We start from the raw sequence: 14884 nt of genomic DNA, 5'->3' as shown, positions 1-14884 counted from the left end.
CGCAGGTCACGTCAGTGGACCAGACCAATATTGGTCCGGCGGCACGAGCCGAATCGCTGGCCGAACGGTGCCGCGACCCGCAATAGTTGGCCCACTGATCGGCACCCGCAGCCCCATTCCGCTCACAACCGGGGGTCTCGCCCATGACCAGACCGACTTCGCGCAGAACCGTGCTGAGCGCCGCGATCGCGGCAGCGGCAACCGGCGGCGCGGTGGCATCCGCCGGGCCCGCTACGGCCGCGGTACCCCGCCCCGCCGCCCCCACCGCGACGACCTCGCAGGTGGACAACCGTTTCTGGAATACGTACACCGACTGGCGTGCCGGCTCCGGAGCCGGCACCCGCGTGGTCGCGGGCCGCAGGCCGGGGCTGGTGATCTCCGCCCCCGTCGGTCGCAGCGACTACACCGACCCGCACACCGGTGCGACCAGCTCCTGGGAGTACGCGACGTGGACCTCGCCGGTCCACCGTTCCAGCGTCCCGGCCACCGAAGTGATCGCCTCCTGGAACGCCCACGCCCCCGCGGGCACGTGGATCCAGATCGAGCTGCTCGGCAGCTACTCCGACGGAACCGACACCCCCTGGTACGTGATGGGCCGCTGGGCGGCGGGCGACGGGGACATCCGGCGCACCTCCGCCGACGACCAGAGCGACGGCAAGAGCTCGATCTGGACCGACACCTTCTCCGTGGACGACGCGGCGAGCGGGCTCCGGCTGGTCTCGTACCGGCTGCGGCTCACCCTCCACCGCACGCCAGGGACCACCCTCACGCCCACGGTCTGGCGGCTCGGCGCGATGGCCTCCGACATCCCGGACCGCTTCACCGTCCCCGCCACCGCACCCGGGCTCGCCCGCGAGCTCCGGGTACCGCGCTACTCGCAGAACGTCCACGTGGGGGAGTACCCCGAGTACGACAACGGGGGCGAGGCATGGTGCAGCCCCACCTCCTCGCAGATGATCATCGAGTACTGGGGGCGCAGGCCCACGGCCGAGGACCTGGCCTGGGTCAGGCCGGACATCACCGACCCGCAGATCTGCCACGCGGCCCGGTACACGTTCGACTACCAGTACGAGGGCTGCGGCAACTGGCCCTTCAACGCCGCCTACGCCGCCACCTACAAGGACATGAGCGCCGTGGTCACCCGGCTCGGCTCGCTGACGGACCTGGAGAAGCTGGTCGGCGCGGGCATCCCGGTAATAACGTCCCAGTCCTTCATCAAGGAGGAGCTGACCGGCGCGGGCTACGGGACCTCGGGCCACCTGATGACGGTGATCGGCTTCACCGCCGAGGGCGACGTGGTCGCGAACGACCCGGCGTCGCCGTCCAACGAGGCCGTACGCCGTGTCTACCGGCGGCGCGAATGGGAGAACATCTGGTTGAGGACCAAGCGGTACGACGCGAACGGCAAGGTCAGAAGCGGTACAGGCGGTGTCTGCTACGTCTACTGGCCCGCTGAGCCAGCACCGAGTCAGCACCGCGTGCTGCGGTCGCTCGGCCTGGCGTGAGCATGTACGGCCCCACGGCCCTCTCGACGACCTGACGGCAGCGTTCCTGGCCGTCCTGTGTGAGGTGGCCGTACCGGTCCACCGTGACCTTGATCGAGCGATGTCCGAGCCAGCGAGACACCTCGTGGATGGACACGCCGCTCGTCAGGGTCACGGTGGTCCACTTGTGTCGCAAGTCGTGCGGATTGTATTCGGGCAGACCGAGTCGCCTGATGGCGCGATTCCATGACTTGCGCAGGAGATCGGGATACGGCAAGCCGCTATTTTGCACGAGGTGACCTGGCCAGCCATCCGGGCCAAGGCGAAGGCGAAGAACGGCGAAATCCTCTTCGGTGACCAGGTCGGGATCCGCTCGGACCAGGGCACCGGCCGCACCTGGGGCGCCAAAGGCAGGACGCCGGTCGTCCGCCGCACCGGGAGCCGGTCCTCCGTGAACGCGATGTCCGGCCTGCGGGCGTAGTGCTCACTTTCGCGTTGGCGGGCGAGTGCTTGCGTCGCTCTGTGCGTGCCCTTGGCGGAGCGTCTGATGCGATGGCATCACCGCAGAACAGACGATGTGAGCGAGAGCAGGTGTCCGACCGAGTCGGTTTGGAGCCTGTGTGGCGGGTACGCGCCGTGAATCCCACGAAGGGACCACGCCGTGCCCGTACAGCGGAAGAACATCTTCGTACTCGGCCTGGACGAGGCGAATCTGCCGACTTTGGAAGCTGTCCCGGAATCCGACACGTACCGGTTCCATCCTCTGCTGAGCATCGGCGAGCTGCAGGAGGGAGAGGTCTCGGTGGCCGATCTGATGAGTCGGGCCCGCGAGATCCTCGACGCGCATGAGGGCAGCATCGACGCGATTGTCGGCTATTGGGACTTCCCCGTGAGCACGCTCGTGCCGATGCTCGGCAGCGAGTACGGCACGCGCACCACGAGTCTTGAGTCCGTCGTCAAATGTGAGCACAAGTACTGGAGCCGGCTGGAACAGCAGAAGGCGATCGACGAGTACCCGGCTTTCGGGCGGGTGGACCTGCACAGCGCGGATCCTCAGCCGCCCGACGGCGTGAGCTTCCCCATGTGGCTCAAACCTGCCCTCGCCTATTCGTCGGAACTGGCATACGGCGTCTCGGACATGGCGGAGTTCCGCGCGGCCGTGGACAAGATACGGGAGGGGATCGGCCGGGTCGGAAGGCCGTTCGACTCGGTACTCGAGCTCCTGGAACTTCCGCCGGAAATGGCGGGGGTGGGCGGTCAGGTCTGTCTGGACGAGGAAGCGATGACCGGCATCCAGGTGGCCGTCGAGGGTTTTGTGTACGACGGGGAGGTCACCGTCTACGGAGTACTGGACTCGATCAACTACCCCGGTTCCCCCTGCTTCCTGCGTCACCAGTACCCGAGCACTCTCCCGCCCTCGGTGATCCAGAAGCTGCACGAGGTGAGCGAGCGGACCATCCGACAGATAGGCATGGACTCGGCCACATTCAGCATTGAGTACTTCTACGACCCGAAGACCGGTGACATCTGCCTGCTGGAGATCAACCCACGGCACTCCCAGTCACACGCGGAGCTGTTCGACTACGTCGACGGTGCCCCCAACCACCGCCGGATGATCAGTCTCGCGCGCGGACGCGACCCCGTGTCGCCGAGTGGGCAGGGTCCGTATCGCATGGCCGCCAAGTGGTACTACCGGTGGTTCGGCGAAGGGAGGGTGCACCAGGTGCCCATGCGCGACGAACTCGCAACCATCGAACGGGCGATTCCCGGAGTGCGCATCGACGTCGTGCCGGGCTGCGCCACCAGCACCGCGACGAGTACTGGCGCCATGCGTCGCTCAGTGAGAACTACCAGGCCCTGCGTTGCCTCGTGCTTGCCTCCAGCGGCTGGGCAGACGGGTACTCCAATGCCGTCACGCGGCTACTGAGCCGTGTCCATGTACCTCGCAAGGGCCTGATCGGACCTTGGTCGCACAAGCTGCCGCACCTCGGCGAGCCGGGACCGGCCATCGGATATCTCCAGGAGGTGGTCCGATGGTGGGACCACTGGCTCAAGGGAGCGGAAAACGGTGCGATGGACGGACCCATGATCCGTGCCTGGATGCAGGAAAGCGTGCCGCCATCCACGTCCTACGAGGAGCGCCCGGGCCGCTGGGTGGGGGAGCCGAGCTGGCCCTCGCCGCACGTCCAGCAGGTGCTGCACCCACTGCGTGACCGCGCCATCGTGCGCGTCGATGAGGAGCCTTCCTCATGGGAGGAGGGCGAATCTGCGGGCCGTGTCCACACGGTGCAATCGCCGCTTTCGGTCGGGCAGTTTGCGGGAAAGTGGGCTTCGTACAACGCCCCGCCGGATTTGCCGTACGACCAACGGGAGGAGGACGGCGGCTCACTCGTTTTCGATACGCAGCCGCTGACGGAACGCGTGGAGATCCTCGGCGCGCCCGCAGTGGAACTCCTGGTGTCCTCGTCCAAGGAGACAGCACAGATCACCGTCCGGCTGTCCGATGTGGCGACCGATGGCCGGGCGACCAGGGTGACCTACGGTGTGCTCAACCTCGCACACCGAGCAGGCGACGACCGACCCGAACCACTGGAGCCGGGCAGGAAGTACCGCGTCCGTATCCCCCTCAACGGAGTCGCTCAGGTCTTCCCGGCCGGGCATCGCATCCGGCTCTCGCTCTCCACTTCGTACTGGCCGCTGGTCTGGCCGGCACCCGCACCCGCCCTCTTGAGCGTCCACGAGACCGGCAGTTCCCTCACTCTGCCGATCCGGCCCACCGACGCCCCGCACGACGCGTCCTCAACGCCCTTTGGTGAGCCCGAAGGCTGCACACCGGCGGACGTGACCCAGCTGACGGAGCCCGAACAGGCCTGGACCGTGTCGAGGAACCTGGTCGACTACCACTCCTCGCTCGACATCGTCAAGGACCGCGGACTTCAGCGGTACGAGGAGAACGGGATCGAGGTCGGGTTGCGGGCCGTCGAGAAGTACACCTCCATCGCGGACGATTTCGGATCGGTGAGCGGCGAGTCCGCCTGGACGCTGCGGTTCAGGCGCCCCGCATGGGACATCCGAGTGGAGACTCGCACCACCCTGACGTCGGACGAGAACGAGTTCCATGTCGATGCCACGCTGGACGGCTACGAAGGTGGCCGCAGGGTGTTCTCCCGGACCTGGAACGAGAGCGTTCCGAGGATGAACGTCTGAGTCGCACCCCACATCGAAGCAGCTCAGCCATCCGACAGTGCGGCTTGCGAGGGCACGGCATCAACCTTGCCGAGGTGCGCCCATGTGTGCAGGATGCCGCCCCGGGGGCCGGCCGATTGCCCGTCAGTTCACCGGATGGCCCGGTGTGATGCCGTGCCCGTCGGCCAAGGACAGCAGACGGAGGCCGTTGCCCGCGGGGTGCTGTGCGGCCTCCGGGGCGAGCAGGAACCCGACGTGGTCGCCGCCTTCGAGACGGCTCTCGATGCGGCCGACGAACCAGGCCGGCGCCTCGTCGAGCACCGGCGCCCCGCCCGGGCCCGGGTGCCATGCGGTGCGGGCGAACTTGTCGGTGCTGTCACCGGTCTCGCCGCCGAAGAGGCGGGCCAGGTGGCCCTGGTCATGGCGGAGCAGATGGACCGCGAGCCGATCGGCACGGGCGGCGACACGGTACGTGCGGTTGGCGTTCGACAGCCACACCACGAACCGGGGCGGCCGGATCGAACACTGCGAACCGAAGCCGACCAGGCAGCCGGCCCGTTCACCGGCCGCCTCGGCGGTCACGACATACAGCGGACAGTTGAGCACGTCGGTGAACGGATCCAGGTCGGTCACGGTTCTTGGCTCCTAGCCCGGGGTCGGATGCCGGGGCCATGTTCGAAGACTTCGAAACGCAGTCGGCCCAGGTCGAGGGAACATTCATCTTTGTACGCCGCGACCGCCCTCGAACGGGGCTTCAGCGCCACTCGATCACGAGGATGGTGGCATCGTCATTCAGTTTGTCGTTCTGGCGCTCTCGAAGCGAGTGGATCAGCTGTCGGAGGGCTTCCGAGGCGGATTCTCCCGCAGCAGTGGAGCGGATGATGGACGCCGTGAACCCTTCCAGCCCGAATTGTGATCCGCCTGCCAAGCGCGCTTCGGTCACTCCGTCCTGAATGAGGTGGGCACGCGCCTGGCGAGACGAACGGAGACCTGAACCTGTCTGTCCCCTCACGGAGGCTTCGGATGACGACTGCTGCCGCACCTTCCGCCGGCCTCGGGAACCTGTGGACACTGCCAGGGGTCTACGCTCCCCAGGCCGACACCTACCTGCTTGCCCAGGCTCTTCGCGCCGAAGGGATCACAGCGGGCATGGACGTCCTCGACGTCTGCACCGGAAACGGCGCGCTCGCTCTGCTGGCCGCGCGGATGGGAGCCCGGGTCTCGGCGACCGACATCTCCCGGCCGGCGGTGATGACTGCGCGGATAAACGCCGCCCGCTCCGGCCACCGCATCCGGGTGATGCACGGCGACCTCACAGGGCCGGTCGCCGATCAGCGCTTCGGCCTGGTGATGAGCAATCCGCCGGACACGGTGGACGGCAGGCCCTGGACCGGATCTGCACTCACACCCCGGACGTTCTCCGGCCTCACGGCGTACTGCTTCTGGTGCACTCCGGGCTCTGCGGCGTCGAGGAAACGCTCAGACGGCTGACCGGACACCGGTCTGCGCTGCTCGGTGACGGACCGGTCCTACGTACCCTACGGACCCGTGATGCGGGCTCAGGGCATGATCGGCGCCGACGAGGACCGAGAGGAACTGGTGGTCATCCGTGCCGAACGAGGCTGACCACGCCAGGCGTTTGACCGTTGTCCGCGACGGTCCGATTCTGATCGAAGGGCCGGTGGAGATCATCCAGGAGGACGGCACGATCGCCGCTTCCGACCGGTTCGTCGTCGCCGTCTGCACCTGGCGCCGCAGCCGCGTGTACCCGTGGTGCGACACCAGCCACCGCCGCCGTACGAAATCTCCCGGCGCCGACGGCCGCGAGGGCTGCGACCATTCTTCCGGTACCTGCCCCGATCACAACGACGTCCGCAGTTGTATCGGTGTCCAGTGCCGACCGCTGTTGTCCCGAGCCGAGCCGGTGCGCGCCGTGGCCGCGCCGGTTTCGACAACGCTGCTGAGCACATGGGCAGAGGGAATTGCCTGCGCTGTGCAGTGACGATGTCTGGCCTTCTGCATGCTGGTGGACCTCAGGTCGCGTCAGGCGTGACGGCGGTGGCGTGGTGTTCGCCCTTGCTGGCGTCCAGGCCGAGGAAGACGTCGATGTCGCCGGTGTCGATTACGAGCAGGCCCCTCCGCTCACGCTTCCGTCCGGCCTACCACGGCACCGAGCTGCCACATCCACGTTCCATCAAGGGGGTATGCCGGACCCGAAGCCCGGAGGCCCCATTGCGGAGCCACGAAGAAGGTAACGGGGAGCGAGCCGCACTTCGCCGGTTGCGGGCTCAAAACGAACGGCGCAAGGTTGTGTACGTGGTACGTCAGCCCTCTCGCAGTGAAGGGCGGGATCGTCATGGGTAAGGCAAAGGGGAAGGCGAAGCAGGCCAAGGGCAAGCTCCAGGAAACCGTCGGCGGCGCTATGGATGACAAGGAAATGAAGGCAGAGGGCCGCGGCGAGCAGGTCAAGGGCAAAGCAGAAGAGACCGCGGCAAAGGCGGCCGAGCGGGTGAAGAAGTCTGGTCGGTAGGGTCCAGAGCGGGCTGCGCACTCGGGGTGACCGCTACCGGGCCTCATTCACGCCCGTTTCACGGTCGCTGAGTCCGGCGCCGCTTCTGCTCCGTGGCCGGCCTCCCAGGGGCACGCACCGTAGGCGCGGGCGCGCTGGTGCCGACCGCCCCTGCCACGGCTCCTATTGGCGACGTACGTGACGCGCTCTATGCCTTCGACGAAGCTTGTGTGCACCGGCAGCCTTCGTGCTGCCGGTGCCGAGTGTGTGAGCAGGACCCAGGGCTGACACCGGGAACGGCCTCGTCTCGCGTAGGGACACCGGACGCGTTGTCACCCACGAAGCCGCATCGCGGCAACGTCTTTGGGGAACACGGGCTGATCTTCGCCCCTGCCAGTGATCGCCTTCAGTCGTACATCAGCGCGGCCTTGGGGATCGCTCCAGGATCGTGCCAACCCCTCGACCTTCGCGGTCCTGGCCGGGCTGGACCAGATCGAGGGCACCAAGGTGGCGCATTGGCACTGCGACCAATGGCGCTAGAGGATATCCAGAGCACCAAGCTCCAAGCCGCGGGAATTGCCGAGCGCGGTGATGGCGTGTGCATCTCGGATCGGCCAAGGCAGACCCGTCCCGATCACGCAGCACCCGATGCCCTCGGCGCCTTCGAACTGCTGCTGAATGCGCGCTCACGCCACGGTTGCCATTCGGCATCGCTCTTCCATCCATCGCCGAACTTCCGCCGGAGAGAACCGTAGCTGTTGACCTACCCGGAAGCTCGGCACTTCTTCACGCCAACGGAACCCCGGCACCTGGCCCGCACGAGCGCATCTGCGCTTAACAAGCCTCACGCGTTCCGTTCCTGTGACCTGTCAGGGGAGGCACGGGAGGCGTCTGCTACGTCTACTTCCCCGCCGCTCCGACGGCGGCGCAGAGCCGCGTCCTGAAGGCGCTCGGAATCCACTGACGGCGCAGAGGCGGGGAGCGCACCCGGCTCCCCGCCCCACCGGCCCGCCCGGAAGGCGCACCGGTCGGTGGAACCCCGGACGGACCGGACCAGTTGGGTCAAAGGTTCGGACCATCTCCAGGACTGCCGGGCCCGCCGTGCACCCCGTGACGGCAGCGCTCCTATCGGGCATACTCAAGCCGCCACAGCCGCTGGCCAGCGCCTCTTGTGATCCGAGAGGGCAGGATCGGTTGGGGAGTCATCTATTTCCGGGCCATGCCCGGGATCACCCGGCGGCGCCGCTCCTACCCCGCGCGTGCGACCGCCGCTACGCCCGACAGGGAGGAGAGCGCCGTCATGTCCGACCGTGCCCCGCAGCTGGTGGAACGCAGCCTGCCCACCGAGGAGTCCCGGCAGCTCGTCGCGCTCGTCCGCGACATCGTGTCCAGGGAGATCGCGCCCCGCGCGGCCGAGGAGGAGGAAGCGGGCCTGTTCCCGCGCGAGGTCTTCACCCTGCTCTCCGAGTCCGGACTGCTCGGACTGCCCTACGACTCGGACCACGGCGGCGGCGACCAGCCGTACGAGGTGTATCTCCAGGTCCTGGAAGAGCTCGCCGCCGCCCGCCTCACCGTCGGCCTCGGCGTCAGCGTCCACTCGCTGGCCTGCCACGCCCTTGCCGGTTACGGCACCAAGGAGCAGCAGGCCGCGCATCTCCCGGCGATGCTCTCCGGCGGCCTGCTGGGCGCCTACTGCCTCTCCGAGCCGGCGTCCGGCTCCGATGCCGCCTCGCTGCGTACGAAAGCCGTACGCGACGGTGACGACTGGGTCCTCACGGGCACGAAGGCGTGGATCACCCACGGCGGTATCGCCGACTTCTACACGGTGCTGGCACGCACGGGCGTCGACGGTCCCCGTGGCATCACCGCCTTCCTCGTCCCGGGTGACGCCGAAGGGCTGAATGCTGCCCTCCCCGAGAAGAAGATGGGCATGAAGGGCTCGCCCACCGCTCAGCTGCACTTCGACGGCGTCAGGATTCCCGACTCCCGTCGCATCGGCGAGGAGGGGCAGGGGTTCGCCATCGCCCTGTCCGCGCTCGACTCCGGGCGGCTGGGCATCGCGGCCTGCGCCGTCGGGGTGGCCCAGGCGGCCCTCACGGAGGCGGTCGAATACGCCACCGGGCGGCGCCAGTTCGGCCGTCCCATCGCCGATTTCCAGGGGCTGCGGTTCATGCTCGCCGACATGGCCACCCAGATCGAGGCCGGGCGTTCGCTCTACCTGGCGGCGGCCCGGCTGCGTGACGCCGGCCGGCCGTTCTCCCGCGAGGCGGCGATGGCGAAGCTGTTCTGCACGGACGCGGCGATGCGCGTGACCACGGATGCCGTCCAGGTGCTCGGCGGCTACGGCTACACGCTCGACTTCCCCGTCGAACGGCTGATGCGCGAGGCCAAGGTGCTCCAGATCGTCGAAGGCACCAATCAGATCCAGCGCATGGTCATCGCCCGTCACCTCGCGGGCCCCGAGACGCGCTGACGCGACCGGGGCTGTCCGACCACACAGGCGTCGTCATGATCCGGTTCCACTCCGTGTCCTGGCGGCCCGGCAGCGTCCGTCCCGTGCTCTCCCAATGGCGCAGCATGGCCCGGTAGATGGGCGGGTCGGCCGAGTACGGCAGGCCCGACCGGCCCATGGCCCGGCTCGTGGGCTGAGGTGCGGGGCGCTGTTGCGCCGGCTGCTCGGGCTGGGGCACGGCAGGCGGGCCGGGCTGCGGAACCGATTCTTCGGGGGCCGGAGCGACGAGACGGCGTCGACCGGGGCCGGCCGTGGAGTGCAGCATGGTCATGCAGGGCCAACGCCGGAAGCCGGGGACGGGTCACTGCCGGGCCCTTTCGGGCGCCAGTTCGTCAGGTGTACGTGCCGCTCCGGGCCTTTCCGGCCGGGCTCTTCGCCGTGCCGGTCCATGGAGGGACCGGCCGGTGGATGACCATCGGGTGGGTGGCTGTTGCGGAGCGGCAGGGGTACGTCAGGCGGCGTGACGCCGCATCTGCGGAACCCGCAGCGGGCGCGAACCCACGCCGCCGGCGTGCGAGAACGGCTGCATCCGCCAGTCGAGACCCTGGGGGAGCGTCAACAGCAGGGCCGTTTCCTGCTCCTGGGCGTCGAGCGACTCGTCGGCAGGGCGCGCCTTGGCGGCGGAGCGGCCCGTGCCCGCGCAGACCGTGAGGACGAACGGGTTCCACGGGCTCGGGCACAGAGCGTGCTCCGGCAGGATGTCCTCGTCCGCCAGCAGCGCGATCGGCTGCGCGCAGTCCGGGCAGATCACCCGGTACATCTCGAATGTGTCGTACGCGTCGAGTGCGGCGTCCTCGTCCGGATCAACAGGTTCCGGTTCGATACGTCCGGTGAGCTTCAGGCTCTGCATGGGAATTCCCCCCTCGGGTGGGCCGACAAGGCGCCGTGGCCTCGGCCAAAGCAAGCACTTCCCGTCACGCGTCGGCCGTAACCGCGAGGCCGTCCGCTACCCATCCGTAAACCTGTGGCATTCGTCACATGCCCGCCGCAGGTGCCCTTCCGGAGCCCTCACGGCTGTGCCGGAAGGGGCCTGGGGCATAGGTTGATCCGCATGGAGGAGCTGGACCGTCAGATTGTGGAGTTGCTCGTCAAGGACGGGCGGATGAGCTACACCGACCTGGGCAAGGCCACGGGCCTGTCCACCTCGGCGGTTCATCAGCGTGTCCGCCGGCTGGAGCAGCGCGGGGTGATCCGGGGCTACGCCGCGGTCGTCGACCCCGAGGCCGTCGGCCTGCCCCTCACCGCGTTCATCTCGGTGAAACCCTTCGACCCCAGCGCGCCCGACGACATCTCGGAGCGGCTCGCCGAGGTGCCGGAGCTGGAGGCGTGCCACAGCGTGGCGGGCGACGAGAACTACATCCTCAAGGTACGGGTGGCGACCCCCCTCGAACTGGAGCACCTGCTCACCCGCATCCGCACCCTGGCAGGCGTCTCGACGCGCACGACCGTCGTCCTCTCCACCCCGTACGAGGCGCGGCCGCCGCATATCTGAGGGGGCCGCGGACGGGGGCGCTCCGGGCAGGCGCGAGACTGGTGCCATGACCGAGAGCACCGCCCCCCAGAGCGACCACCGCACCGTGCTGCTGCGCGGTGGAGACGTCCACAGTCCAGCCGACCCGTTCGCCACCGCGATGGTCGTCGAACGCGGGCACGTCGCCTGGGTGGGCTCCGAAGGGGCGGCCGACGCCTTCGCGAGCGGCGTCGACGAGGTGATCGACCTCGACGGGGCCCTGGTCACCCCGGCGTTCACCGACGCCCACGTCCACACCACGTCCACCGGCCTCGCCCTCACCGGCCTCGACCTCTCCGGCGCCCGCAGCCTCCCCGACGCCCTCGGCCTCGTACGCGCGTACGTGAGCACCCACCCCGGGGACCGGGTCCTGCTCGGCCACGGTTGGGACGCCACACGCTGGCCCGAGCAGCGCCCTCCGTCGCGCACCGAGCTCGACGCCGCGGCCGGCGGCCGGCCCGTCTACCTGCCCCGGATCGATGTGCACTCCGCGGTCGTCACGACCGCACTCCTGGACCTGGTCCCCGGCGTCACCGAGCTCGCCGGATATCACCCCGACGCCCCCCTCACCGGCCCCGCCCACCACGCCGTGCGCTCCGCCGCGCACGGCGCCCTGTCGCCGCGCCAGCGGATGGAGGCCCAGCGCGCCGCACTACGGCACGCCGCCTCGCTCGGCATCGGGACGGTCCACGAGTGCGCGGGACCCGACATCTCCGACGAGGACGACTTCACCGGCCTGCTCGCGCTCGCCGCCGAGCAGCCGGGGCCGAGGGTGCACGGCTACTGGGCCGAGCGCATCAGCGACGAGAAGGGCGCCCGTCGCATCCGCGAGCTCGGGGCGATCGGGGCGGCCGGTGACCTCTTCGTCGACGGCTCGCTCGGCTCCCACACCGCGTGCCTCCACGAGCCGTACGCCGACGCCCCGCACACCGGCACCGCCCATCTGGACGCCGCCGAGATCGCCGCCCATGTCACGGCCTGCACCGAGGCCGGACTCCAGGCCGGTTTCCACGCCATCGGCGACGCGGCCGTCTCCGCCGTCGTGGCGGGCGTCCGGGCCGCGTCGGAGACCCTCGGGCTCGCCCGTATCCGCGCCGCCCGGCACCGCGTCGAGCACGCCGAGATGCTGACCCCCGAGACCATCGCGGCCTTCGCCGAACTGGGCCTGACCGCCTCCGTCCAGCCCGCCTTCGACGCCGCCTGGGGCGGCGAGGACGGCATGTACGCCCAGTGCCTGGGCGTCGAGCGGGCCAGGACCCTGAACCCGTACGCGGCGCTCCTGCGCACCGGGGTGCCCCTGGCCTTCGGCTCGGACAGCCCGGTCACGCCCCTCGACCCGTGGGGCACCGTCCGGGCTGCCGCGTTCCACCGGACGCCCGAGCACCGGATCTCCGTACGGGCCGGCTTCACCGCCCATACCCGCGGGGGCTGGCGGGCCGTCGGCCGCGACGACGCCGGCATCCTCGTGCCGGGCGCCCCGGCCGACTACGCGATCTGGCGTACGGACGAACTGGTCGTCCAGGCCCCCGACGACCGGGTCGCCCGCTGGTCGACCGACCCCCGGTCCGGTACCCCTGGCCTGCCGGATCTCACTCCCGGAGCCGAGCTTCCGGTCTGTCTGCGCACCGTGGTCTTCGGACAAAGTGTCTACGTACGGCCGAACGAGTGACGTGCGGACATTTCGTACCGCCGACCGAAGGTGTGCCCACTCTGCCGCGACCTGCGGATCTTCGTCACTGACCAGGCGTTTTCGTTAAAAGCCGCAGGTCAGACGACTATTGACAGAACGCGCCCACCGGCCGGTAGGTTCGGCGAGTCCACCACAGGACGTCCGACCGGTTAAGCGTCCACGCAGTCGTCGAACGCCGCTGGGTCATGAGGTGGTGTGCCGCACCGGCGCACCACCACTGACAGCCAGGTTCAGCGCCCGCGCCTCGGGGGCGAGGGAAGGTTTCAGCCGGACGGAGGGTGCGACCCGGGTGGGGCCCGGACGTTCAGTAGACAACGGCTTTCGGTCGACCCGCAGCCAGCGGGTCCCAGGTCGGCCCGAAGGACGCCGGGCCCCGATCCGCAGTTCTGTCCGTAGTTCCGTGCTTCTGTCCGGTGCCGTGTTGGCGCCCCGCGACCGCGTCGGCGACCGGTGCCGGGGTGCTGGATATGGTGGACACCTGCGTACGGACTTTAAGGGGCAGTTGTGAACGACGGCGGTCAGCGGCAGTACGGCCCGCTCGGCAGAGTCCTGGTCATCATTCCGACCTACAACGAGGCCGAGAACATCGGGCTGATCGTTGGCCGGGTGCGTGCCGCCGTTCCGGATGCCGACATCCTGGTCGCCGACGACAACAGCCCCGACGGCACCGGTAAAGTCGCCGACGAGCTCGCGGCGGGCGACAGCAACGTCCACGTCCTGCACCGCAAGGGCAAGGAAGGGCTCGGCGCCGCCTATCTGGCGGGCTTCGGCTGGGGCACCGAGCACGGCTACGGCGTCCTGGTCGAGATGGACGCCGACGGCTCGCACCAGCCCGAGGAGCTGCCCCGGCTGCTCACCGCGCTGAAGGGCGCCGACCTGGTCCTCGGTTCACGCTGGGTGCCGGGCGGGCGGGTCGTCAACTGGCCCAAGCACCGCGAGGTCATCTCCCGCGGCGGCAGCCTCTACTCCCGGATGCTGCTCGGACTGTCGGTGCGGGACGTCACCGGCGGCTACCGGGCCTTCCGTACGGAGACCCTGGCCGGCCTCGGGCTCGACGAGGTCGCCTCGCAGGGCTACTGCTTCCAGGTCGACCTCGCCAGACGCTCCGTCGAGGCGGGCTATCACGTCGTCGAGGTCCCGATCACCTTCATGGAGCGCGAGATCGGCGACTCGAAGATGAGCCGCGACATCCTCGTCGAGGCGCTGTGGCGGGTCACCGGCTGGGGCATCACGAGCCGGGCGAACAAGGTCCTGGGCCGCAAGGCTCCCTGACCGCACGCCGTCGCGGCGTCATGATCACCCCCTTACGCCGTTTGCACGTCCGTACGGGCACACTGGGGGCATGACGACGGCCACACCGCCCCCCGAACGTCCACGGCGCTCACGCGCCCGCAGGCTGCTGCCCCTGGCGCTCGCCGCCTGGGTGGTGCTGGAGATCTGGCTGCTGACCGTGGTCGCGGAAGCGACGAGCGGCTTCGTCGTGCTGCTGCTCCTGGTGGCCGGGGCCGTGCTCGGGGCCGTGGTGATGAAGAGCGCCGGCCGGCGGGCCTTCCGCAATCTCACCGAGACGCTCCAGCAGATGCCGGGCGGGCCGGGCGCCTCCGCCGTGCCACCCGGCCCCGCCACGGGCCGCAAGGGTAACGGCTTCCTGATGCTGGGCGGCCTGTTCCTCATCATCCCGGGCCTGATCTCGGACGTGGCGGGCCTGCTCCTGCTGCTGCCGCCGGTCCGTACCGCCCTCGGGCGGTACGCGGAGCGGTCTCTCGAGCGTCGGATGCGGGCCGCTTCTCCCGGCAGCCTCTCGGACGCCTTCCAGCAGGCCCGGATGCACCGGCCGGACGGCAAGGTCGTCCAGGGCGAGGTCATCCGCGAGGACGGCACTCAGCCGCATCCCCGCCCCGACGAGGGCCCCAGGCCGCCCCTGACCCCCTGACCGCACACAGAAACCCCCGGCACACAGAAAGCTGCGGGCCCGGACACACATTCTGTGTCC

The 14884-nt window shown here is 69.3% G+C and carries 12 protein-coding genes and 4 pseudogenes; 12 read left to right on the top strand and 4 right to left on the bottom strand.

The features are described 5' to 3' along the window. Positions 1–143: 143 nt before the first annotated feature. Positions 144–1505 (top strand): peptidase C39 family protein, encoded by a 1362-nt coding sequence (locus tag ACFT7S_RS08175; RefSeq protein ID WP_382728620.1) that lies wholly within the window; start codon positions 144–146, stop codon positions 1503–1505. On the opposite strand, the gene ACFT7S_RS08170 is transcribed toward ACFT7S_RS08175, so the two are convergent. After that, positions 1411–1776 carry a tyrosine-type recombinase/integrase gene (locus ACFT7S_RS08170; protein WP_382728617.1) on the bottom strand — a complete coding sequence of 122 codons (366 nt, stop codon included), beginning with the start codon at positions 1774–1776 and terminating at the stop codon, positions 1411–1413. The two genes, ACFT7S_RS08175 and ACFT7S_RS08170, sit on opposite strands and share 95 nt — an antisense overlap. Here ACFT7S_RS08170 and ACFT7S_RS08165 point away from each other — a divergent pair. From ACFT7S_RS08165 to ACFT7S_RS08155, 3 genes and pseudogenes are all read left to right on the top strand, one after another. Next, positions 1774–1956: pseudogene (locus ACFT7S_RS08165) on the top strand (IS630 family transposase); the annotation flags it as partial. The gene ACFT7S_RS08170 and the pseudogene ACFT7S_RS08165 sit on opposite strands and share 3 nt — an antisense overlap. 189 nt (positions 1957–2145) lie before the next feature. Further along, positions 2146–3276: pseudogene (locus ACFT7S_RS08160) on the top strand (acetyl-CoA carboxylase biotin carboxylase subunit family protein); the annotation flags it as partial. Beyond that, on the top strand, positions 3168–4691 hold the full coding sequence (locus ACFT7S_RS08155) for a CocE/NonD family hydrolase (protein WP_382728614.1): 1524 nt from the start codon (positions 3168–3170) through the stop codon (positions 4689–4691). The pseudogene ACFT7S_RS08160 and the gene ACFT7S_RS08155, both read left to right, overlap by 109 nt. Positions 4692–4814: 123 nt before the next feature. On the opposite strand, the gene ACFT7S_RS08150 is transcribed toward ACFT7S_RS08155, so the two are convergent. After that, positions 4815–5303: a flavin reductase family protein gene (locus ACFT7S_RS08150; RefSeq protein WP_382728612.1), complete on the bottom strand. Its 489-nt coding sequence runs from the start codon at positions 5301–5303 to the stop codon at positions 4815–4817. 121 nt (positions 5304–5424) lie between these two features. Next, positions 5425–5613 carry a SpoIIE family protein phosphatase gene (locus ACFT7S_RS08145; protein WP_382728610.1) on the bottom strand — a complete coding sequence of 63 codons (189 nt, stop codon included), beginning with the start codon at positions 5611–5613 and terminating at the stop codon, positions 5425–5427. A gap of 80 nt (positions 5614–5693) precedes the next feature. Here ACFT7S_RS08145 and ACFT7S_RS08140 point away from each other — a divergent pair. The 4 genes and pseudogenes from ACFT7S_RS08140 (at position 5694) to ACFT7S_RS08125 (ending at position 9652) form a co-directional block, all read left to right on the top strand. Further along, positions 5694–6296, top strand: a pseudogene (locus tag ACFT7S_RS08140) (methyltransferase). After that, positions 6280–6474 (top strand): annotated as a pseudogene (locus ACFT7S_RS08135) (CDGSH iron-sulfur domain-containing protein); the annotation flags it as partial. The pseudogenes ACFT7S_RS08140 and ACFT7S_RS08135, both read left to right, overlap by 17 nt. A gap of 534 nt (positions 6475–7008) precedes the next feature. Next, on the top strand, positions 7009–7200 hold the full coding sequence (locus tag ACFT7S_RS08130) for a CsbD family protein (RefSeq protein WP_382728607.1): 192 nt from the start codon (positions 7009–7011) through the stop codon (positions 7198–7200). A gap of 1279 nt (positions 7201–8479) precedes the next feature. Then, positions 8480–9652: an acyl-CoA dehydrogenase family protein gene (locus ACFT7S_RS08125; RefSeq protein ID WP_382728604.1), complete on the top strand. Its 1173-nt coding sequence runs from the start codon at positions 8480–8482 to the stop codon at positions 9650–9652. Between the two features lie 490 nt (positions 9653–10142). On the opposite strand, the gene ACFT7S_RS08120 is transcribed toward ACFT7S_RS08125, so the two are convergent. Beyond that, a complete protein-coding gene (locus ACFT7S_RS08120; protein WP_382728602.1) occupies positions 10143–10541 on the bottom strand; it encodes a hypothetical protein in 399 nt (132 codons plus the stop codon). A 201-nt stretch (positions 10542–10742) separates the two neighbouring features. On the opposite strand from ACFT7S_RS08120, the gene ACFT7S_RS08115 reads away from it, so the two are divergent. From ACFT7S_RS08115 to fxsA, 4 genes are all read left to right on the top strand, one after another. Next, positions 10743–11183 carry an Lrp/AsnC family transcriptional regulator gene (locus ACFT7S_RS08115; protein ID WP_382728599.1) on the top strand — a complete coding sequence of 147 codons (441 nt, stop codon included), beginning with the start codon at positions 10743–10745 and terminating at the stop codon, positions 11181–11183. A 46-nt stretch (positions 11184–11229) separates the two neighbouring features. Continuing rightward, positions 11230–12870: an amidohydrolase gene (locus ACFT7S_RS08110; protein ID WP_382728596.1), complete on the top strand. Its 1641-nt coding sequence runs from the start codon at positions 11230–11232 to the stop codon at positions 12868–12870. Positions 12871–13395: 525 nt separating this feature from the next. Beyond that, positions 13396–14163 carry a polyprenol monophosphomannose synthase gene (locus ACFT7S_RS08105; protein WP_382728593.1) on the top strand — a complete coding sequence of 256 codons (768 nt, stop codon included), beginning with the start codon at positions 13396–13398 and terminating at the stop codon, positions 14161–14163. Between the two features lie 70 nt (positions 14164–14233). Then, a complete protein-coding gene (gene fxsA / locus ACFT7S_RS08100) occupies positions 14234–14824 on the top strand; it encodes an FxsA family membrane protein (RefSeq protein WP_382728590.1) in 591 nt (196 codons plus the stop codon). Positions 14825–14884: the final 60 nt, after the last annotated feature.

The organism is Streptomyces sp. NPDC057136 (genome assembly GCF_042670885.1).
In the GTDB taxonomy this organism is placed as follows: domain Bacteria; phylum Actinomycetota; class Actinomycetes; order Streptomycetales; family Streptomycetaceae; genus Streptomyces.
The sequence above is the reverse complement of the archived record's forward strand: the minus strand, read 5'-3'. Positions and strand labels throughout refer to the sequence as shown.

What these genes read in the sequence shown, in the direction of transcription:
- ACFT7S_RS08175 (WP_382728620.1), top strand. Translation starts at nt 144, where the DNA reads ATGACCAGACCGACTTCGCGCAGAACCGTGCTGAGCGCCGCGATCGCG.
- ACFT7S_RS08125 (WP_382728604.1), top strand. Translation starts at nt 8,480, where the DNA reads ATGTCCGACCGTGCCCCGCAGCTGGTGGAACGCAGCCTGCCCACCGAG.
- ACFT7S_RS08120 (WP_382728602.1), bottom strand. Translation starts at nt 10,541, where the DNA reads ATGCAGAGCCTGAAGCTCACCGGACGTATCGAACCGGAACCTGTTGAT.
- ACFT7S_RS08115 (WP_382728599.1), top strand. Translation starts at nt 10,743, where the DNA reads ATGGAGGAGCTGGACCGTCAGATTGTGGAGTTGCTCGTCAAGGACGGG.
- ACFT7S_RS08110 (WP_382728596.1), top strand. Translation starts at nt 11,230, where the DNA reads ATGACCGAGAGCACCGCCCCCCAGAGCGACCACCGCACCGTGCTGCTG.
- fxsA (WP_382728590.1), top strand. Translation starts at nt 14,234, where the DNA reads ATGACGACGGCCACACCGCCCCCCGAACGTCCACGGCGCTCACGCGCC.